15 protein-coding genes are annotated in these 15,044 nt (G+C 46.2%); 5 read left to right on the top strand and 10 right to left on the bottom strand.

The features are described from left to right. Nucleotides 1-231 precede the first annotated feature (231 nt). The 10 genes from gyrA to dnaA all read right to left on the bottom strand — a co-directional run bounded on the left by gyrA (nt 232) and on the right by dnaA (nt 11,480). Nucleotides 232-2,787: a DNA gyrase subunit A gene (gyrA, locus tag CAN90_RS00210; protein WP_085831826.1), complete on the bottom strand. Its 2,556-nt coding sequence runs from the start codon at nt 2,785-2,787 to the stop codon at nt 232-234. Further along, nucleotides 2,788-3,348, bottom strand: a complete 561-nt coding sequence (locus CAN90_RS00205) for a YcxB family protein (RefSeq protein WP_085831825.1) — start codon at nt 3,346-3,348, stop codon at nt 2,788-2,790. After that, complete coding sequence (locus CAN90_RS00200) at nt 3,345-3,923, bottom strand: hypothetical protein (protein WP_085831824.1); 579 nt, start codon at nt 3,921-3,923, stop codon at nt 3,345-3,347. Before CAN90_RS00200 ends, CAN90_RS00205 begins: the two co-directional genes overlap by 4 nt. A gap of 49 nt (nt 3,924-3,972) precedes the next feature. Further along, nucleotides 3,973-4,611, bottom strand: coding sequence for a YcxB family protein (locus CAN90_RS00195; protein ID WP_085831823.1), 639 nt, complete (start codon nt 4,609-4,611; stop codon nt 3,973-3,975). A gap of 59 nt (nt 4,612-4,670) precedes the next feature. Then, on the bottom strand, nt 4,671-6,614 hold the full coding sequence (gene gyrB, locus CAN90_RS00190; protein WP_085831822.1) for a DNA topoisomerase (ATP-hydrolyzing) subunit B: 1,944 nt from the start codon (nt 6,612-6,614) through the stop codon (nt 4,671-4,673). A 494-nt stretch (nt 6,615-7,108) separates the two neighbouring features. Further along, nucleotides 7,109-7,381 (bottom strand): extracellular matrix regulator RemB, encoded by a 273-nt coding sequence (remB, locus tag CAN90_RS00180; protein WP_085831820.1) that lies wholly within the window; start codon nt 7,379-7,381, stop codon nt 7,109-7,111. A gap of 11 nt (nt 7,382-7,392) precedes the next feature. Then, nucleotides 7,393-8,496, bottom strand: coding sequence for a DNA replication/repair protein RecF (recF, locus tag CAN90_RS00175; protein WP_085831819.1), 1,104 nt, complete (start codon nt 8,494-8,496; stop codon nt 7,393-7,395). After that, nucleotides 8,493-8,705 (bottom strand): RNA-binding S4 domain-containing protein, encoded by a 213-nt coding sequence (locus CAN90_RS00170; RefSeq protein WP_085831818.1) that lies wholly within the window; start codon nt 8,703-8,705, stop codon nt 8,493-8,495. The genes recF and CAN90_RS00170 overlap by 4 nt, the downstream gene beginning before the upstream one ends. Before the next feature lie 15 nt (nt 8,706-8,720). Further along, the gene (dnaN, locus tag CAN90_RS00165; protein WP_085831817.1) at nt 8,721-9,827 is read right to left on the bottom strand and encodes a DNA polymerase III subunit beta; all 1,107 of its coding nucleotides are present in this window, start codon (nt 9,825-9,827) and stop codon (nt 8,721-8,723) included. A gap of 339 nt (nt 9,828-10,166) precedes the next feature. Further along, on the bottom strand, nt 10,167-11,480 hold the full coding sequence (dnaA, locus tag CAN90_RS00160) for a chromosomal replication initiator protein DnaA (RefSeq protein ID WP_423236541.1): 1,314 nt from the start codon (nt 11,478-11,480) through the stop codon (nt 10,167-10,169). 640 nt (nt 11,481-12,120) lie between these two features. Between dnaA and rpmH the strand changes: the two genes are divergently transcribed. The 5 genes from rpmH (at nt 12,121) to jag (ending at nt 15,029) form a co-directional block, all read left to right on the top strand. Then, the gene (gene rpmH / locus CAN90_RS00155; RefSeq protein WP_009064849.1) at nt 12,121-12,255 is read left to right on the top strand and encodes a 50S ribosomal protein L34; all 135 of its coding nucleotides are present in this window, start codon (nt 12,121-12,123) and stop codon (nt 12,253-12,255) included. 83 nt (nt 12,256-12,338) lie between these two features. After that, nucleotides 12,339-12,674 carry a ribonuclease P protein component gene (gene rnpA, locus CAN90_RS00150; protein WP_085831816.1) on the top strand — a complete coding sequence of 112 codons (336 nt, stop codon included), beginning with the start codon at nt 12,339-12,341 and terminating at the stop codon, nt 12,672-12,674. After that, nucleotides 12,671-12,925, top strand: coding sequence for a membrane protein insertion efficiency factor YidD (gene yidD, locus CAN90_RS00145; protein ID WP_085831815.1), 255 nt, complete (start codon nt 12,671-12,673; stop codon nt 12,923-12,925). Before rnpA ends, yidD begins: the two co-directional genes overlap by 4 nt. Before the next feature lie 85 nt (nt 12,926-13,010). Then, a complete protein-coding gene (locus CAN90_RS00140; RefSeq protein WP_085831814.1) occupies nt 13,011-14,111 on the top strand; it encodes a YidC/Oxa1 family membrane protein insertase in 1,101 nt (366 codons plus the stop codon). A gap of 33 nt (nt 14,112-14,144) precedes the next feature. Then, the gene (gene jag / locus CAN90_RS00135; RefSeq protein WP_085831813.1) at nt 14,145-15,029 is read left to right on the top strand and encodes an RNA-binding cell elongation regulator Jag/EloR; all 885 of its coding nucleotides are present in this window, start codon (nt 14,145-14,147) and stop codon (nt 15,027-15,029) included. Nucleotides 15,030-15,044: the final 15 nt, after the last annotated feature.

Below are 15,044 nucleotides of genomic sequence, written 5' to 3'. Positions count from 1 at the left end.
TGTACACCCTCCTTAATAATTTGCCCTACAAAGAACGGACAACCAAGGAGGCAGGTTACTGACGGCTTTCACCGCGCCCGGACTACCAACCGGACTGTGTTTTTATCTTTGTTTGTTTATTATATTACCGGCAAGAAGAAAAGTCAAAGGGAGAAAAAATGCCCGCTCCGGCTTTTCTGCCAAGAGCGGGCATTTCAATTACTTTAAGAATTCATTACGTGGAAAAGGTGTTTATTCTTCGTTATCAGAAGCTACTTCCTCTTCCGGAATTACTTCGTCAACAACATCCTCTTCCACCAAGTCTTCCGCACTTTCGGCAGTACCGTCATCCTCAATCAAAGAATCGTCGGTTTCCTCCTCATCGTCATGCGGGGCTCTTGCCAAGGTGACAACACGGTTCTCAATGCCATCCACACGCATAACACGCACACCCTTGCTTGGGCGGGCACACACACGAATGGAAGCGGCATGAATACGAATGATAACACCGTCCGAAGAAATGATGATAATATCATCCTCGGGGTCAACCACCTTAATGGAAGCAACATCTCCGTATTTAGCAACATGATAGTTAAGCAAGCCCTTACCACCGCGGGTTTGTGTGCGGTAATCGGTAATGGGGGAAAGACGCCCATAGCCGGTTTCAGAAACAGTGAGTACCAAGCCACCCTCACGAATGGTGGAAAGGCCGGTAACACAATCGCCTTCCTTGAGTGTGATGGCTTTCACACCGCGAGCGGTACGCCCCATGGCTCTAACATCTGTTTCGCGGAAGCGAATTGCCATACCCTTTTTCGTAGCAACAAGCATTTCACTGCTGCCGTCGGTACGGCGTACCCAGCTCAGGGCATCGCCTTCGTCTAGGTCGATTGCAATAACGCCGCCCTTACGTGCCGTATTGTAAGCACTCAGTGCCGTACGCTTAATAATACCATTCTTTGTTGCCATCACGAGGTAGCTTTCCTCATCAAACTCCGGCACACGAAGCATAGAGGTTACGCTTTCACCGGCAGAAAGGGGAAGTAAGTTCGCAATATTAATGCCCTTGCTGGTACGGGAGCCCTCCGGTACCTCGTAGCATTTCAGGCGATAGACACGACCCAGATTCGAAAAGAACATCACATAGTCGTGGCTATTGATGACAAACATTTCAGTTGCCACATCTTCTTCACGGCGTGTCATACCAGACACACCACGGCCACCTCGGCGCTGAATGTGGTAGGTATCTACCTTCTGGCGCTTCACATAGCCAAAATTGGTCATGGTGAGAACGCACTCCTCCTGCGGAATGAGGTCTTCAATATCTACTTCACCGCTGATGGTTGCAATCTCGGTGCGTCGTTCGTCACCGAACTCTGCCTTTACCGCCAATGCCTCTTCCTTAATAATGGAGAGCTGGCGAGGCACATTGGTGAGAATGTCTTCCAAATCTGCAATTTTTAGCATCAATGCGGCAAGCTCATCTTCAAGCTTCTGTCTCTCTAGACCAGTCAAACGACCCAAGGGCATCTGCACAATGGCCTGTGTTTGAATATCATCGAGCTCAAAGCGTTCCGTTAGTCGTTCTTTCGCCATGGGAATGGATTTTGAGCTGCGAATAATAGAAATAACCTCATCAATATGGTCAATTGCAATTTGCAGACCACGTAAAATATGAGCGCGCTCCTGTGCTTTGCGCAGCTCAAACTGGGTGCGGCGCACAATAACACTTTCCTGAAAGCGAATGTACTCCTGCAAAATGTCTTTGAGGGTTAAGGTTTTCGGCTCGCCATCTACAATGGCAATCATAATGACACCAAAGGTTGTTTGCATTTGGGTATAGGTATACAGGTGATTCAGAACGATTTGGGGAGAGGCATCGCGCTTAACGTCAATCACAACGTGCATTCCGTTACGGTCGGAGTGATCTTCAATATTAGAGATGCCCTCAATGCGTTTGTCCTTCACCAGCTCGGCAATATTTTCAATCAAACGAGCCTTATTTACCTGGTAGGGCAATTCCGATACAATGATTTTGAAGCGGCCGTTCTTTTCCTCTTCAATTTCAGCACGGGCACGCACAATCACACGGCCACGGCCGGTGCCATAAGCGGCGCGAATTCCACTGCGGCCCATGATGATGCCGCCGGTGGGAAAATCTGGCCCCTTGATATGCTCCATGAGTTCTTCCATGGTTGCTTCTGGGTTATCGATGAGTGCACACAGGCCGTCGATAACCTCCCTCATATTATGAGGGGGAATATTGGTAGCCATACCAACGGCAATACCGGTAGAACCGTTCACCAATATATTGGGGAAGCGAACCGGAAGAACCTCAGGTTCTTTTAAGCGGTCATCGTAGTTAGGTCGAAAATCAACCGTGTCTTTTTCAATGTCGTTAAGCATGCGAACCGCAGGCTTGCCAAGGCGTGCCTCTGTATAACGGTAAGCAGCAGGCGGGTCACCGTCTACTGAACCGAAGTTACCGTGACCATCCACCAGCATGTAGCGCATAGAAAAATTCTGTGCCAAACGCACTAAGGCGTCATATACCGACGCATCACCATGCGGGTGGTACCGAGCCAGCACGGCGCCGACCGTATCTGCGCACTTACGGTAGCCCTTTTCGGGCGACAAGCCATTCTCAAACATGGTATACAGAATTCTTCTGTGTACCGGTTTGAGGCCGTCGCGTACATCGGGTAGAGCACGCGATATAATTACCGACATGGAATAATCCAGAAAGGATTGTTTCATCTCTTTTTCCAGGTCAACATTAATCACCCGGTTTGTTTGCATTTCCTCCATTTATCGGACACCTTCCCGCTTGTAATTTTCATTCCGTTTTAATAGCTCCCGCACCTTTATAAGGTCCCAGGGGGGCAGCGCCCGCTTGGGTAGAACCCAAAGCTCATTTTGTCCTGTATATAGTAAAAACACCTTCGCATCCTCATAGACCATGTAAAAATAATTGTAAGGTAGCTTTGCGCGATACCGGTCTGTTTGAATGGATATGGTTTCTTCGTCAAAAAGCATGGTTTGCGCCAGCATGCGTTCCCCGTGCGTATCGTAGTACCGCTGCGCCTGGTAGCGAACCAGTGCTGGCTGCCAGCTGTCTAGGGCAAAGCCAATTACGGTACCCAGCAGTACAATTGCAGTAGAAAGCGAACGACTGTAAACATTTGAAGCAAAAAAGATTCGCAGTACAATACCTGCAACCACTAACAGAAAACCGCTCCAACGCAATATTGTAACCTCTGCCGTACGACAAGCGGCACGTGCAGCCGCATGCCCTCTGTTTACATAATCCTCTCGTGTCATCAAAAAGCTAATCACCACCTGGTGGCCGCTTTGCTCCCGTGGGGTCATTGAAACCTCCCGCCGTTTTCCAAACGGCAACGCCCAGCAAACGTATTACGCAGGTGAGCGCTCAGGCTTTTCTCCTCTTCCGGGGAAAGAGAACCTTTTTTTAAGATGAGAAGTGGGCGCGACATGCCACCCCACAGCACATAAAAATGCTGCCCTTCTACACACCCGGAAAAATCCGTCCAGTATTCACTTAGGGTTTCTACTTCATTTTCAAGCTCTATACCGCTTTTGTAAACTGTTATTTTACTGGGAAGCCTCAAAATTCTGCTATTGCAAAATTGCAGTACCGCACTGTGCAGGCGGCGCCTAGGCTGTTCCCTCCAAAAGAAAAGAGCTAATGCCAAAAAGAACACGACGGCACACGCTGGTACAAAACCTGTAGCAAACCGAGACAAATACCAGGGAATTGTAGAGGCAGCCAGCACAGCGGCACAAATACAAAGACCCGCGCGCACCCAAAAACGACGGAAGGGATATAGCGTGTTTTCGTACATAAGAGTTGACTGTGCATAGTCTTCCGCACTCAGCTGCTGCTCAAAGCTTAAAATTGGCACTTCACGAGATAACTCTGCCATACCCACTGCCTCCTTTCTTGGCTGCCCAACCAATTATTCATGCTTCGCATTATTCATATTTTTGTGTTCCTGCCATAAGAATTGCCAATACATCTGCACGAATAGCGGGTTCAATGCTCCGCTGTGGAATCACCAAGCCACGGTCCTCGCTTTTATGCAGCAATATTAATTGAGGGGTCATATCCATTTTTGCGGTATTATTGAGTGGTATGTTCCAGTGGTTATCGCCAATTTCTACTTCAATTTCGTCTGGGTATACCGCCACGCCAATTTCATCTCCTGTGGTCAATTGCTTGGATAAACCTTTCATTCGCAATATAGGAGAAATCCACAAAAACAAACCAAAAAGTGCGCTAAGTACAGCAATACGGAATAATTGGCCTGAATTACCTGCCATAAGACCAAACAACACACAAACAATTGTAATGCCGCCCAACAGTACCAACCACAAAATGTGCTTTTTGTATGCAGGACTGCGTTTATTTTCACGCCGGAGTGCCTCATAAAATTCTTCTTGCCGAAGAACATAAGAAAAACGCACCCCTGTTTGCTGCTCTTCGTATACGGCAGCATCCTCATCCGCTACTAAATTGAGGGTCTGTGAGCGGCTCTGCTGCGGAGGTTCCGCAGGTTCGCCCTGCTCCGCTTGCTCCATACGATTTTCTTGTGTTTGCTGATTGTCATTCATTCCTGAATTTCCTCCCGATTTTTATTAGGCAGCCACCCAAATCACCGGGCTTTTGCCGATTAAATATCCAGATTCGTGACGTATCTGGCGTTTTGCTCAATAAACAGTCTGCGGGGTTCCACCTTATCTCCCATCAGAATAGTAAAGGTTTCGTCTGCCGCTGCCGCATCCTCCATCTCCACACGGAGCATGGTGCGAGTGTCCGGATTCATAGTTGTTTCCCAAAGCTGATCCGCATCCATTTCACCAAGACCTTTATAGCGCTGAATATCGTAATTGGTTCCGCCCAGCTCTGCCATAATCGCATCTCGCTGTTTATCGGAATACGCATAGCGGTGGTTTTTTCCCCGGGTAATACGATAGAGGGGCGGCTGTGCCAAATAGATATGCCCCTGCTCCACCAGTGGCTTCATAAAGCGGAAGAAAAAGGTAAGCAACAGCGTACGGATATGCGAACCGTCGACGTCCGCATCCGCCATAATGATGATTTTACCATAACGCAGCTTGCTTAAATCAAATTCTTCACCCAGACCACAGCCAAGCGCCGTTACCACCGGCATCAGCTTTTCATTGCCATACACCTTGTCGAGTCGGGCTTTTTCAACGTTAAGCATTTTGCCCCAAAGCGGTAAAATCGCCTGGAATTTACGGTCACGACCACCCTTGGCGGAGCCTCCTGCGGAGTCTCCCTCAACAATGTAAATTTCTGTCTCTTCCGGGTTGCGAGATTGACAGTCCGCAAGCTTACCGGGAAGCGCGGCAGATTCCAGCGCCGATTTACGGCGAACCAATTCTCTCGCTTTTTTTGCCGCCTCACGTGCTCTTGCCGCAGAAAGTGCTTTATCAAAAATTGCACGGGCAATGGTGGGGTTTTCTTCCAAGTAGGTCATCAGCTTGTCGCCGACCATCTGCGAAACAAGGCCGGAAACTTCAGTATTGCCAAGGCGTGCCTTGGTCTGGCCCTCAAACTGCGCTTCCTTAAGCTTTACGCTAATAATAACTGTAAGGCCTTCGCGAACATCCTCACCGGAGAGATTCTTATCGTTTTCTTTCAGGATATTATACTTTCGAGCGTAATCGTTCATGATTCTGGTTAAAGCTCGCTTAAATCCGTCCTCATGTGTACCGCCGTCCGTTGTGTGTATGTTATTGGCAAAAGACAACATAAGCTCATTATAGCTGCTATTATATTGCATTGCTACTTCAGCTGTGGCATTGTCATCCGCCGCAACCGCATCAAAATAAATGACCTCGTCGTGAATCACTTCGAGAGAGCGTTTTTTATTTAGATATTCGACAAAGCTGCGAATACCGCCTTCATACTGGTACACATTGTGAATGATATGGTCGGGATTCCGCTCATCATCCAGCTCAATGTGAACACCCGCATTCAAAAATGCCTGTTCTCTCAAGCGGTTTTGCAGAATATCGTATTCATAATTTGTGCTTTCCTGAAAAATCTCAGGGTCTGCCTGAAAGCGAACGACAGTACCGGTATGGTCACTATCACCCGTTCTTACAAGCTCTGTTACAGCGATACCGCGCTCAAAGCGCTGGCAATATACGCCGTCTTCTGTAAAAACCTCGACCTCCAGCCATTCAGAAAGAGCATTGACAACAGAGGCGCCAACACCATGCAGACCTCCGGATACCTTATAGCCGCCACCACCGAATTTACCGCCGGCGTGCAGAATGGTAAATACTACGGTAACCGCAGGAATTCCTGTTTTGTGTTGAATGCCAACTGGAATACCACGACCGTTATCTTCTACACTGATGATATTGCCCGGCAGAATTTTAACCACAATACGGTCGCAAAAGCCTGCCAGCGTTTCATCGATGGCATTATCGACTATTTCGTATACCAAGTGGTGCAGCCCACGCGGCCCGGTTGAGCCAATGTACATACCGGGGCGCTTACGCACAGCCTCAAGGCCTTCCAAAACCTGTATTTGATTTTCATCGTAATTTTGATCGGTTTGAGTCATTTCGCTAAACTCCAAGTAGAACCCTCCTATATATCAACAATTTGTTATCGTTAAAGACGTCTGAAGGAATGCTTTTGATCTGACCCAGGTCCGGGTCGGTTTCCCGGCGCATTCGGCGGGGGTGTACCTGCCCGCGGTGGAGCAGACGGTCGCTTGCGTGCTCCTGGTTTTCTCAACCGGACAAGGAACGGTGCGGAGTGAAAAAATAATAGATAAGGCAACGCCATCAGTAAAACTCCATAAAAAGGCATGCCACCTGTTACAAACCGAAGCACCAAAAATACTATAACCGAAATAATAACGGCAACAGAACCAAATAGAGGTGCTGCAGTACTTAAAAATACTCCGGAAAAACCGCCGCAATTTGGGCAGCGATATTCCCCCTCCTGCTTTAAAAACCAAGCTCTCACATAACCGACCTTTTGCCCGCAATGTGGGCATACCGGTAATTGTAGCTTCATCGCCTTTCGCCATTCCTTTCCTGTTTTCTTCCTTTGTTTGGCCTTTCGTTACACATTTGAAAGGTTCGCCATAAACCTGCTACGTTTGAGCAGTGTAGTGGAAGAAATCTGCGAAATATACACCGTTACTTGCTTTGCCTTATTTCCGCAAAGCACAAAGGATTTCGGCATTTCCATACTTACATTGACTACTCTGCCTTCTTTTTCTGCTTTTGCAAGGTATTCCCGGGTATATTTTGAAATCGTAGAATTTTCTAAATCAAAAATCCCGATGATATCTTTGGTTTGAATCACAGTGTCCTGCCCAAGGTGTAGATACATAAAACACATCCTTACTGCCGGACGGACAACCGCCCCTGCTCCATCTCAAATCTTCCGCCCCCAGAATAACGGGCCGCTATTTCGGGGTCACAGCATGTTAAAAACACCTGCTTTTCCCCCAATTGATTTAGTAAAAAATCTTGCCGCCCAGAGTCCAATTCACTGAGCACATCATCGAGTAAAATCACCGGTGACTCACCAGAAATAGATTGCAAAACCTCTGCTTCTGCTAGCTTTAATGCCAATACACAGGAGCGCTGCTGACCTTGTGAACCAAAGCTCCTCGCGAGTCTTCCATTGACTTGTATTTCAAGGTCATCACGGTGAGGGCCAACCGTTGTAAACCCTGCGGAAATATCTTCTTTTCGATTACTGGCAAGTAACTGAAAAAGATGCTCCTGCCATTGCGCTTCGCTGTTTGACCCTTTGCCATTTACCGTGTGATAACGAATTGAGAACTGTTCTTTTTCGCCTGAAATTCCTCCGTAAAATACTTGAGCCGGCTGAGAAAGCAAGCGAATGTACTCGCTGCGCTCTAGAATTATCCTTGCTCCGCGTTGGGCAAGCTTTTCGTCCCAGATTTCAAGGGTATCAAGCAGCTCGCCATGGCGGGGAATCTCTTTCAGCAGTGCATTTCTCTGCTGGAGCACACGATTGTATTGAAATAATAGCTTTGTATAAACTGGCCGAAGCTGGCAGAGCGCACCATCCAAAAAAGAGCGTCGCAAGGCAGGGCCATCCTTTACCAGAGATAGGTGCTCCGGTGAAAAAACCACTGCTCTGCATTTTCCAACCAACTCCATCACTCCGCCGTAATCTACGCCATTAATGGATGCAGACCGTTTTTTGTTTTGAATCGTAAGAATTGCGTTTTGTTCTCGTTCCTCACTAAAAAAAGTAAGAGAAAGCTTTGCGGCTTCTTGCCCAAAGGCAATCAACTCATGGTCACGAGAACCGCGGAACGAACGACCACCCGTAAATAGCCACAAGGCTTCGAGTAAATTAGTTTTTCCTTGCGCGTTCTGGCCAAAAATAACATTCATGTGCGAATCGGGAAGAAATTCCCCTTCACATAAATTGCGGTAGTTTAAAAAGGATAGCCTGCTTACAATCACAGGTTTTTCACCTCGTATAGCTTGCCCTGAAATTCAGCACGGTCGCCTCCACGCATTTTTTTGCCTCGCATGGTGCAAACTTCACCGTTTACTAAAACCTCGCCATTTTGCACCGCAAATTTTGCATGACCACCAGTTTCTACTGCACCAGCCAGTTTGAGCAGCGCATCGAGCCGAATAAACTCAGTATCAATTGAAATGATTTCCATAGAGCCTCCTAATTATCAAACGCCGCTTTTTAGGCGAACGGGCAGAACCAAAAACAAGAAACTGCTGCCATCTTTCGGAACGACCTTCATGGGGCTCAAAGCGCCGCTGAGCTGAATTTTTACTTCATCACACTCTGTGTTACGAAGCGCATCTAATAAATACCGGTTATTAAAGCCCATTTCAAGCGTACCACCGGTTCCCTGTGATTCCAGCTCATCGTTTGCACGGCCAATTGCCGTAGAGCAGGATAGCTGAATTCGATTTTCATCAAACACACAGCGAAGCGGGCTTTTTAGACGATCTGTAATCAAGAGTGAGACACGCTCCACACTGTCGATAAACGCTCTGGTTTTTACCAGAATCTCTGTTGTGTGAGAAGCAGGAATCGCGGCCTTATAATCAAGAAAATCACCCTCCAGCAGGCGTGAAATCAGGGTATAACGGCCAATTTGAAATAAAATGTGCCGACGGCCGATGAAAAGGTTCAGGTTTTCTTCATTTTCCGGAAGAAGCTTTAATACCTCCGAAAGTGTTTTACCGGGAACCACAAAGCTGGTGTCTTGGCTGCATGCAATGGGTTCATCACGTACGGCAAGGCGGTAACCATCTACGGATATAAGACGGATTTTATTTTCACTCAGCTCAAACAACGTTCCGGTATGTACCGGTTTCATGTCACTTTCCGACACAGCGAACAAGGTTTGCCGAATCATGCTTTTTAAAATCCCGTTTGGAACTTCAATGGAGGTTTCACTCGAGACGGAGGGTAACTCCGGGTATTCCTCGGAAGGAATTCCTGCAATTGAGAATTCACTGGCACCACTTACAATGGATGCCACATTCTTTTCATCTACTGAAAGGGAAACATCGTCACCCGGCAATCGGCGAACAATATCACCAAATAAACGCGCGGAAAGTACCACACTTCCCGTTTGCTCAATTTGAGCGGAAATGGTCGTAGTCATACCAAGCTCTAAATCGTAGCCACATAGGAACAAATCGGCACCCTTTGTTTGTATTAAAATTCCTTCCAATGCCGGTATGGAGGATTTTGAGGAAACGGCTCGCTGAATATTCAACACTGCTTCCACCAATTCCTTGCGGTCGCATATTATCTTCATCGTTCTTACCACCTTACGTTATTTAGAGTAGAAAGGATAGTTATGATTTAGCGGTAGTAGTAGGGGATACTGAAAAGTTGAAAACTGGTGAAAAGTGAGGAACACCGAGGAGAAAATACAATTTTGTTTTCCAGAACCCACTGTGGAGTATTTGTTGAGAGTATGGAGTGTATTTTTGAGTTTTAACACACTGTTGAAAACTCTGTGGGGAATGTTGAAAAGAAGTTTATAATATTTCACACAGAAAAAAGGGTTTTCCCCTTAATTTGTGGAAAAGTGGAGAAAGCCTCCACTTTTCCATTTATACTATTTGTAATAATACAGGGAGTAATCACGCGATTAACGATCACGGATGTTTTTTATAATATCCTGAACGGTATCACGTGTCTTCGGGTCGCGGCCAATGTTCTTTTCTACCTGCTGAATTGCGTATACAACGGTAGAGTGGTCACGGCCGCCGAACGCCTCACCAATGGAGGTCATAGGCAGCTGCGTGATTTCACGTACTACATACATGGCAATTTGGCGAGCGGAAGAGATATTTGCCGAGCGCTTGGGAGAGCGAATGTCCTCCGGGGAGGTACCAAACGTGCGCGCTACCTCTTCAATAATCTTCTCGATCGTCATTGGTGCGGGCTGGTGGTTATTAATAATGTCGCTAATTGCGGCTTGTGCAGTCGAAATACTAAGTGACTCACCGGCAAGCAGGTAATAAGCCTTCATTTTCTTTACGGCGCCTTCGAGCTGCCGAATGTTATTTTTCAGGCGGTTTGCAATATATTCTGCCACATTATCGGGCAAATCAATTTCGAGAAGCTCTGCTTTTCGCTTAATAATTGCAATGCGCGTTTCAAAATCTGGCGGCTGTACGTCGGCAGTTAGACCCCACTCAAAGCGGGTTAACAGTCGCTCTTCCAGTGTGGCAATATCCTTCGGCGGGCGGTCAGACGTTAAAACAATCTGCTTTTTCGCTTCATATAAGGTATTAAAGGTGTGGAAGAACTCTTCCTGCGTCGAATCCTTACCTGCAATAAACTGAATATCATCCACGAGGAGGATGTCCGCCTTGCGGTAACGCTGGTGAAACTCTACCGTTGTACCACGGCGAATGGCTTCAATCAGCTCGTTAGTAAACTCGTCCCCTTTAATATAGATAATGTTCATTTGAGGGTACGTCTTTGAAATTTCGTTGCAAATAGCGTACAAAAGGTGCGTCTTGCCAAGCCCCGAATTCCCATAAATGAAAAGAGGGTTGTACAACACGGCGGGTTTTGTAGCCACCGCCATAGAGGCGGCGTGTGCAAATTTGTTTGATGACCCTACAATGAAAGTGTCGAAGGTGTATTCGTAGTCATCTTTGGAAAGTGGTACGGCGTCAGGCTTTTTATTCTGCACCAGTTGTTCGGGGGTGCAAAGTTGAATTTGAATGCCTTCGCCGAAGATTTCGTTGAATGCTTCCTGAAGAAGAGAAGTGTAGCACCGGGTTAACGTTTGAAGGTGGAATTCATTCGGAACCTCCAGTACGGCAATTCCCTTGTTAAAATCCAGGCTGACAGGACGGATCCGGTGGATCCAGGTGGTATATGCCACCTCTGTGATGCGGGCTTTGCAAAAATCGCAAACAAGGCCCCACGCTTCGGTAAAGGATTCCATAAAAACAATCATACCTTTCGGTGATATAAAAAATAAAGAAAAAACCGAGCTGTTGCCGGAGCGTTCCAGAAACACAACGTGCATAAAGCAAACTCGGTTCTACACGGATAATTAACATAATAATAGCATAAAGAAGAAAATTTTTCAAATCCTTTTCCACATCTTATAAACAGGATTGTGAAAAACTTTTAAAAGCACGTCACGGTTTTTCACGGTAGCCTTAAAAAGCTGTTGAAAATAATCATATGTTTTTAACATTTAAATTTTAATAAAATATTTGTGAAAATAGTAAAATAAGATTATAGCATGAAATAATTTACTTGCTATTCTGAAATTTCTGTTTCTTCCCTGTAAAAAAGAAGAAATAATATATAATATAGAAAGAACCTCCACAAATTATGGAAATACTTGAAGTTGTCTCAATGAAATAAGGGACAAGTTTTGGAAAACAGTTTTTATTTTTGTGAGAAATAAAGAAAGATAGAAAAAACATGTTTTACCAGCTTTCTTTTTATGTAGTTGTATGGTATGATGAGACAAAAGCAAAATCGGGCGGATTTGTATTTTTTTATTGACAGTTTGCCTGTGATTAGGCTATAATGCTAAATTGCAAGGTTTGTACCCGAAAGGAGGGTTTTTCATGCTGAGAACTTATCAGCCTAAGAAGCTCCATAGAAAAAAAGAGCATGGGTTCAGAAAGAGAATGTCCGATAGAAACGGCCGCAAAGTTTTGGCGCGCCGCAGGGCCAAGGGAAGAGCGCGTTTGTCTTACTGAAGCTTTGAAAGGGCCACCGCAGTGTGGCCTTTCTTTGTTTTGTTTTTCAAATGGCCAGAGTATGGGGAGGTTAAAGTTTCACAATGAGCGAAATAGTCCCGGTTTGTGAAAATGGCAGCTTCCGCCGTGCGTATGCAAAAGGAAAATCCTTTGTCTCACCAATTCTGGTAACGTATGTAATGAAAAACCGCGCGCGCCGCATACGGGTGGGAATTACCACCAGCAAAAAAACGGGAAATGCGGTAAAACGCAATCGGTCTCGTCGTATTATTCGCGAAGCGGCTCGGCAAATGATGCCAGAGCTTACCGGCGGGTATGATTTGATTTTTGTAGCGCGGGCAAAAACACCGTATGTAAAAAGTACGGACATCCTGTGTGATATGCGAAAGCAATTAACGCAGGCTGGTGTTTTAAAATGAAACGCATCATGATTTTAATAATACGGGGGTACCAAAAATGGGTTTCCCCGTTAAAGCGGCACCCAAGCTGTCGTTTTGTTCCTACCTGCAGTAGCTATGCCATTGTTGCGATTGAACGATTTGGTGTGGTACGAGGATTATTCATGGCGATTTGGCGAATTCTTCGCTGTAACCCATTTCACCCGGGAGGGTATGACCCCGTACCGGAGCGGGGAGAAAGCCTGCTAGGCAGGCTCAAAGATAGAAAGTAACGGCGTTTTCAAAAATTGCGCTGTTTTCTATAGAATCTGGTATGGAAGAGCGATTCCGTAATATTTGAAACAGAGAGGTTTTTATATGGCAGGAATAGGCAATTTTTTCGGCAGCTTTCTAGGATATCTGCTATGGGTTTTTTATCAGATCTTTAAGAATTACGGCGTAGCGATTATTATATTTACCATAGTTTTAAAAATTGTTATGTTCCCGTTCTCCATTAAGCAGCAAAAATCGATGGCGGCGAACTCAAAGCTCTCTGTGAAACAGAAAGAGCTGCAAAAAAAATACGGCAATGACCGTATTAAAATGAATGAAGAAATGCAGAAGCTGTATGAAAAAGAGGGGTACAACCCCGCTAGCGGCTGCCTGCCTATGTTAATTCCGTTCCCGATTATGATTGGTCTGTATTATACCGTGGTAAACCCGCTCTCAAATGCGCTGCATCTTGGTAAAGAAGCAGTAGCGCAGGCAGTGGGGGTATTGCAGTCGGTTCCCGGTATTAGCGGTAACTTTACTTATCAAAATGGGTTCTATAATGAAATGGAAATTGTTCGTCATTTTACAGAACTTCGCCCTTATTTGACGATGTTCAACGGTGATGAGCTTGCCAAAATACAATCACTCAGCTCTGGCTTTAATTTTTTAGGGCTCAATCTCTTAGGAACACCTTCTGACGTTACTGTTTCCAGCTTCTTTGGGAAATTTGTTTCTATGTTCCAAACCAATTTGTGGTTGATTCCAATACTGTGCCTTGCATCATCCATTATTACGCAAATTATTACTATGCGTTTGCAGCCCGGTATGCAGCAGCAGCAGGGTGCAATGAAGATGATGCTGTATATTTTACCTGCCATTACCGCTGTATTCGCTATGTCTGTACCTGCGGCAGTCGGTTTTTACTGGATTATTTCTACCATTACTGCACTGATTCAAGTGGTTTTAGTACATGCGTTTTTCAGCCCGGCTTCTCTTACCGCAAAGGCGGAAGCACAGCGAATTGCGCTGCTTGAGATAGAAGAAGCGGCTATCGAGCCTCAACCGGCTCATCTTCGCCAGCGTACAGCAGAACGATTTGCTGTAACAGATGTTAAAAAAGAAGATTCGTCAGCGAAGAAAGAACAGAAAAAGAAAAGCGGAAAATCCGCAGGTGGGCAAGACAACTACCTGGGGAAGAAAAAATAAGCGGTTTCTGATTCAATTATTGGAGGTGCGAAGGTGGTTAAAGAAGCGATTGCAACGGGAGATTCCGTGGAGCAGGCGTTTGAAGAAGCCTGCAAACTGCTTGGGGTAGAATCACATGAAGCGGAATTTGAGATTTTGGAGCTTCCCGAAAAAAAGAAATTCGGCCTTTTTGGCGGCGCACCCGCGAAAGTACGCGCTTTTATGAAGTCTGGCCCCGCAGAGGCAGCTGCCGATTATCTAAAGCAGGTTTTGGGGCAGATGGGTATTCCATCGGTCGAAATTGAGATTGTCGAGCAAGAAAATGGAGCCCTGCTCACCTTAACTGGTGACGACATTGGTTTTATTATTGGCCACAGAGGAGAAACACTCGATTCTTTGCAGTATCTCTCCGGTTTGGTAGCAAATCACGTGGAGGATTCTTACTTTAGAATTACACTTGATATTGGGAATTACAGAGAAAAACGCAAGGAAACGCTGGAGTCACTCGGTAAAAAAATGGCGGCAAAGGCTTTGAAAACCCAGCGTAATTGTTCACTGGAGCCTATGAATCCTTATGAGCGCCGCATTATACATACGGCGGTTCAAGAGGTAGAAGGGGTTAAATCCTGGAGCGAAGGGGAAGACCTTGCGCGCCATGTGGTAATTGGCCCCGAAGGCGGCGAGCGCCCAGCGTTCCGCCGGCCGAATGACCGTTCTCGTGGTGGAAGGGACTTCCACAAAGACCGCGGCGGCCGCCCCCCACAGGGCGGAAGTAAAAACTATGGCGGTCGTTCTTCCTCCACTTCCTCGTCGCGCGACAGTAGAGACAGACGCCCGGTGCAGGAACAAAGAGCACCTTATACCCCGCCTGCGGAGAGCCGCCCCGTCAAAAAGGGGAACAGCCCTTTGTACAGCAAGATTGACACAAAAAAGGACTAACTTTTTCATAGTATA

The organism is Clostridium merdae (assembly GCF_900176635.1).
Lineage (GTDB): Bacteria > Bacillota > Clostridia > Oscillospirales > Acutalibacteraceae > Faecalispora > Faecalispora merdae.
Note: the sequence above shows the minus strand (reverse complement) of the source record. Positions and strands in the feature narration are given on the sequence as shown.

Coding starts and splice junctions, on each gene's coding strand:
- gyrA (WP_085831826.1), bottom strand. CDS start 2,787: ATGGAGGAAATGCAAACAAACCGGGTGATTAATGTTGACCTGGAAAAA.
- CAN90_RS00205 (WP_085831825.1), bottom strand. CDS start 3,348: ATGACCCCACGGGAGCAAAGCGGCCACCAGGTGGTGATTAGCTTTTTG.
- CAN90_RS00200 (WP_085831824.1), bottom strand. CDS start 3,923: ATGGCAGAGTTATCTCGTGAAGTGCCAATTTTAAGCTTTGAGCAGCAG.
- CAN90_RS00195 (WP_085831823.1), bottom strand. CDS start 4,611: ATGAATGACAATCAGCAAACACAAGAAAATCGTATGGAGCAAGCGGAG.
- remB (WP_085831820.1), bottom strand. CDS start 7,381: ATGTATCTACACCTTGGGCAGGACACTGTGATTCAAACCAAAGATATC.
- CAN90_RS00170 (WP_085831818.1), bottom strand. CDS start 8,705: ATGGAAATCATTTCAATTGATACTGAGTTTATTCGGCTCGATGCGCTG.
- dnaN (WP_085831817.1), bottom strand. CDS start 9,827: ATGAAGATAATATGCGACCGCAAGGAATTGGTGGAAGCAGTGTTGAAT.
- dnaA (WP_423236541.1), bottom strand. CDS start 11,480: ATGGAATCCTTTACCGAAGCGTGGGGCCTTGTTTGCGATTTTTGCAAA.
- rpmH (WP_009064849.1), top strand. CDS start 12,121: ATGCTGAGAACTTATCAGCCTAAGAAGCTCCATAGAAAAAAAGAGCAT.
- rnpA (WP_085831816.1), top strand. CDS start 12,339: ATGAGCGAAATAGTCCCGGTTTGTGAAAATGGCAGCTTCCGCCGTGCG.
- yidD (WP_085831815.1), top strand. CDS start 12,671: ATGAAACGCATCATGATTTTAATAATACGGGGGTACCAAAAATGGGTT.
- CAN90_RS00140 (WP_085831814.1), top strand. CDS start 13,011: ATGGCAGGAATAGGCAATTTTTTCGGCAGCTTTCTAGGATATCTGCTA.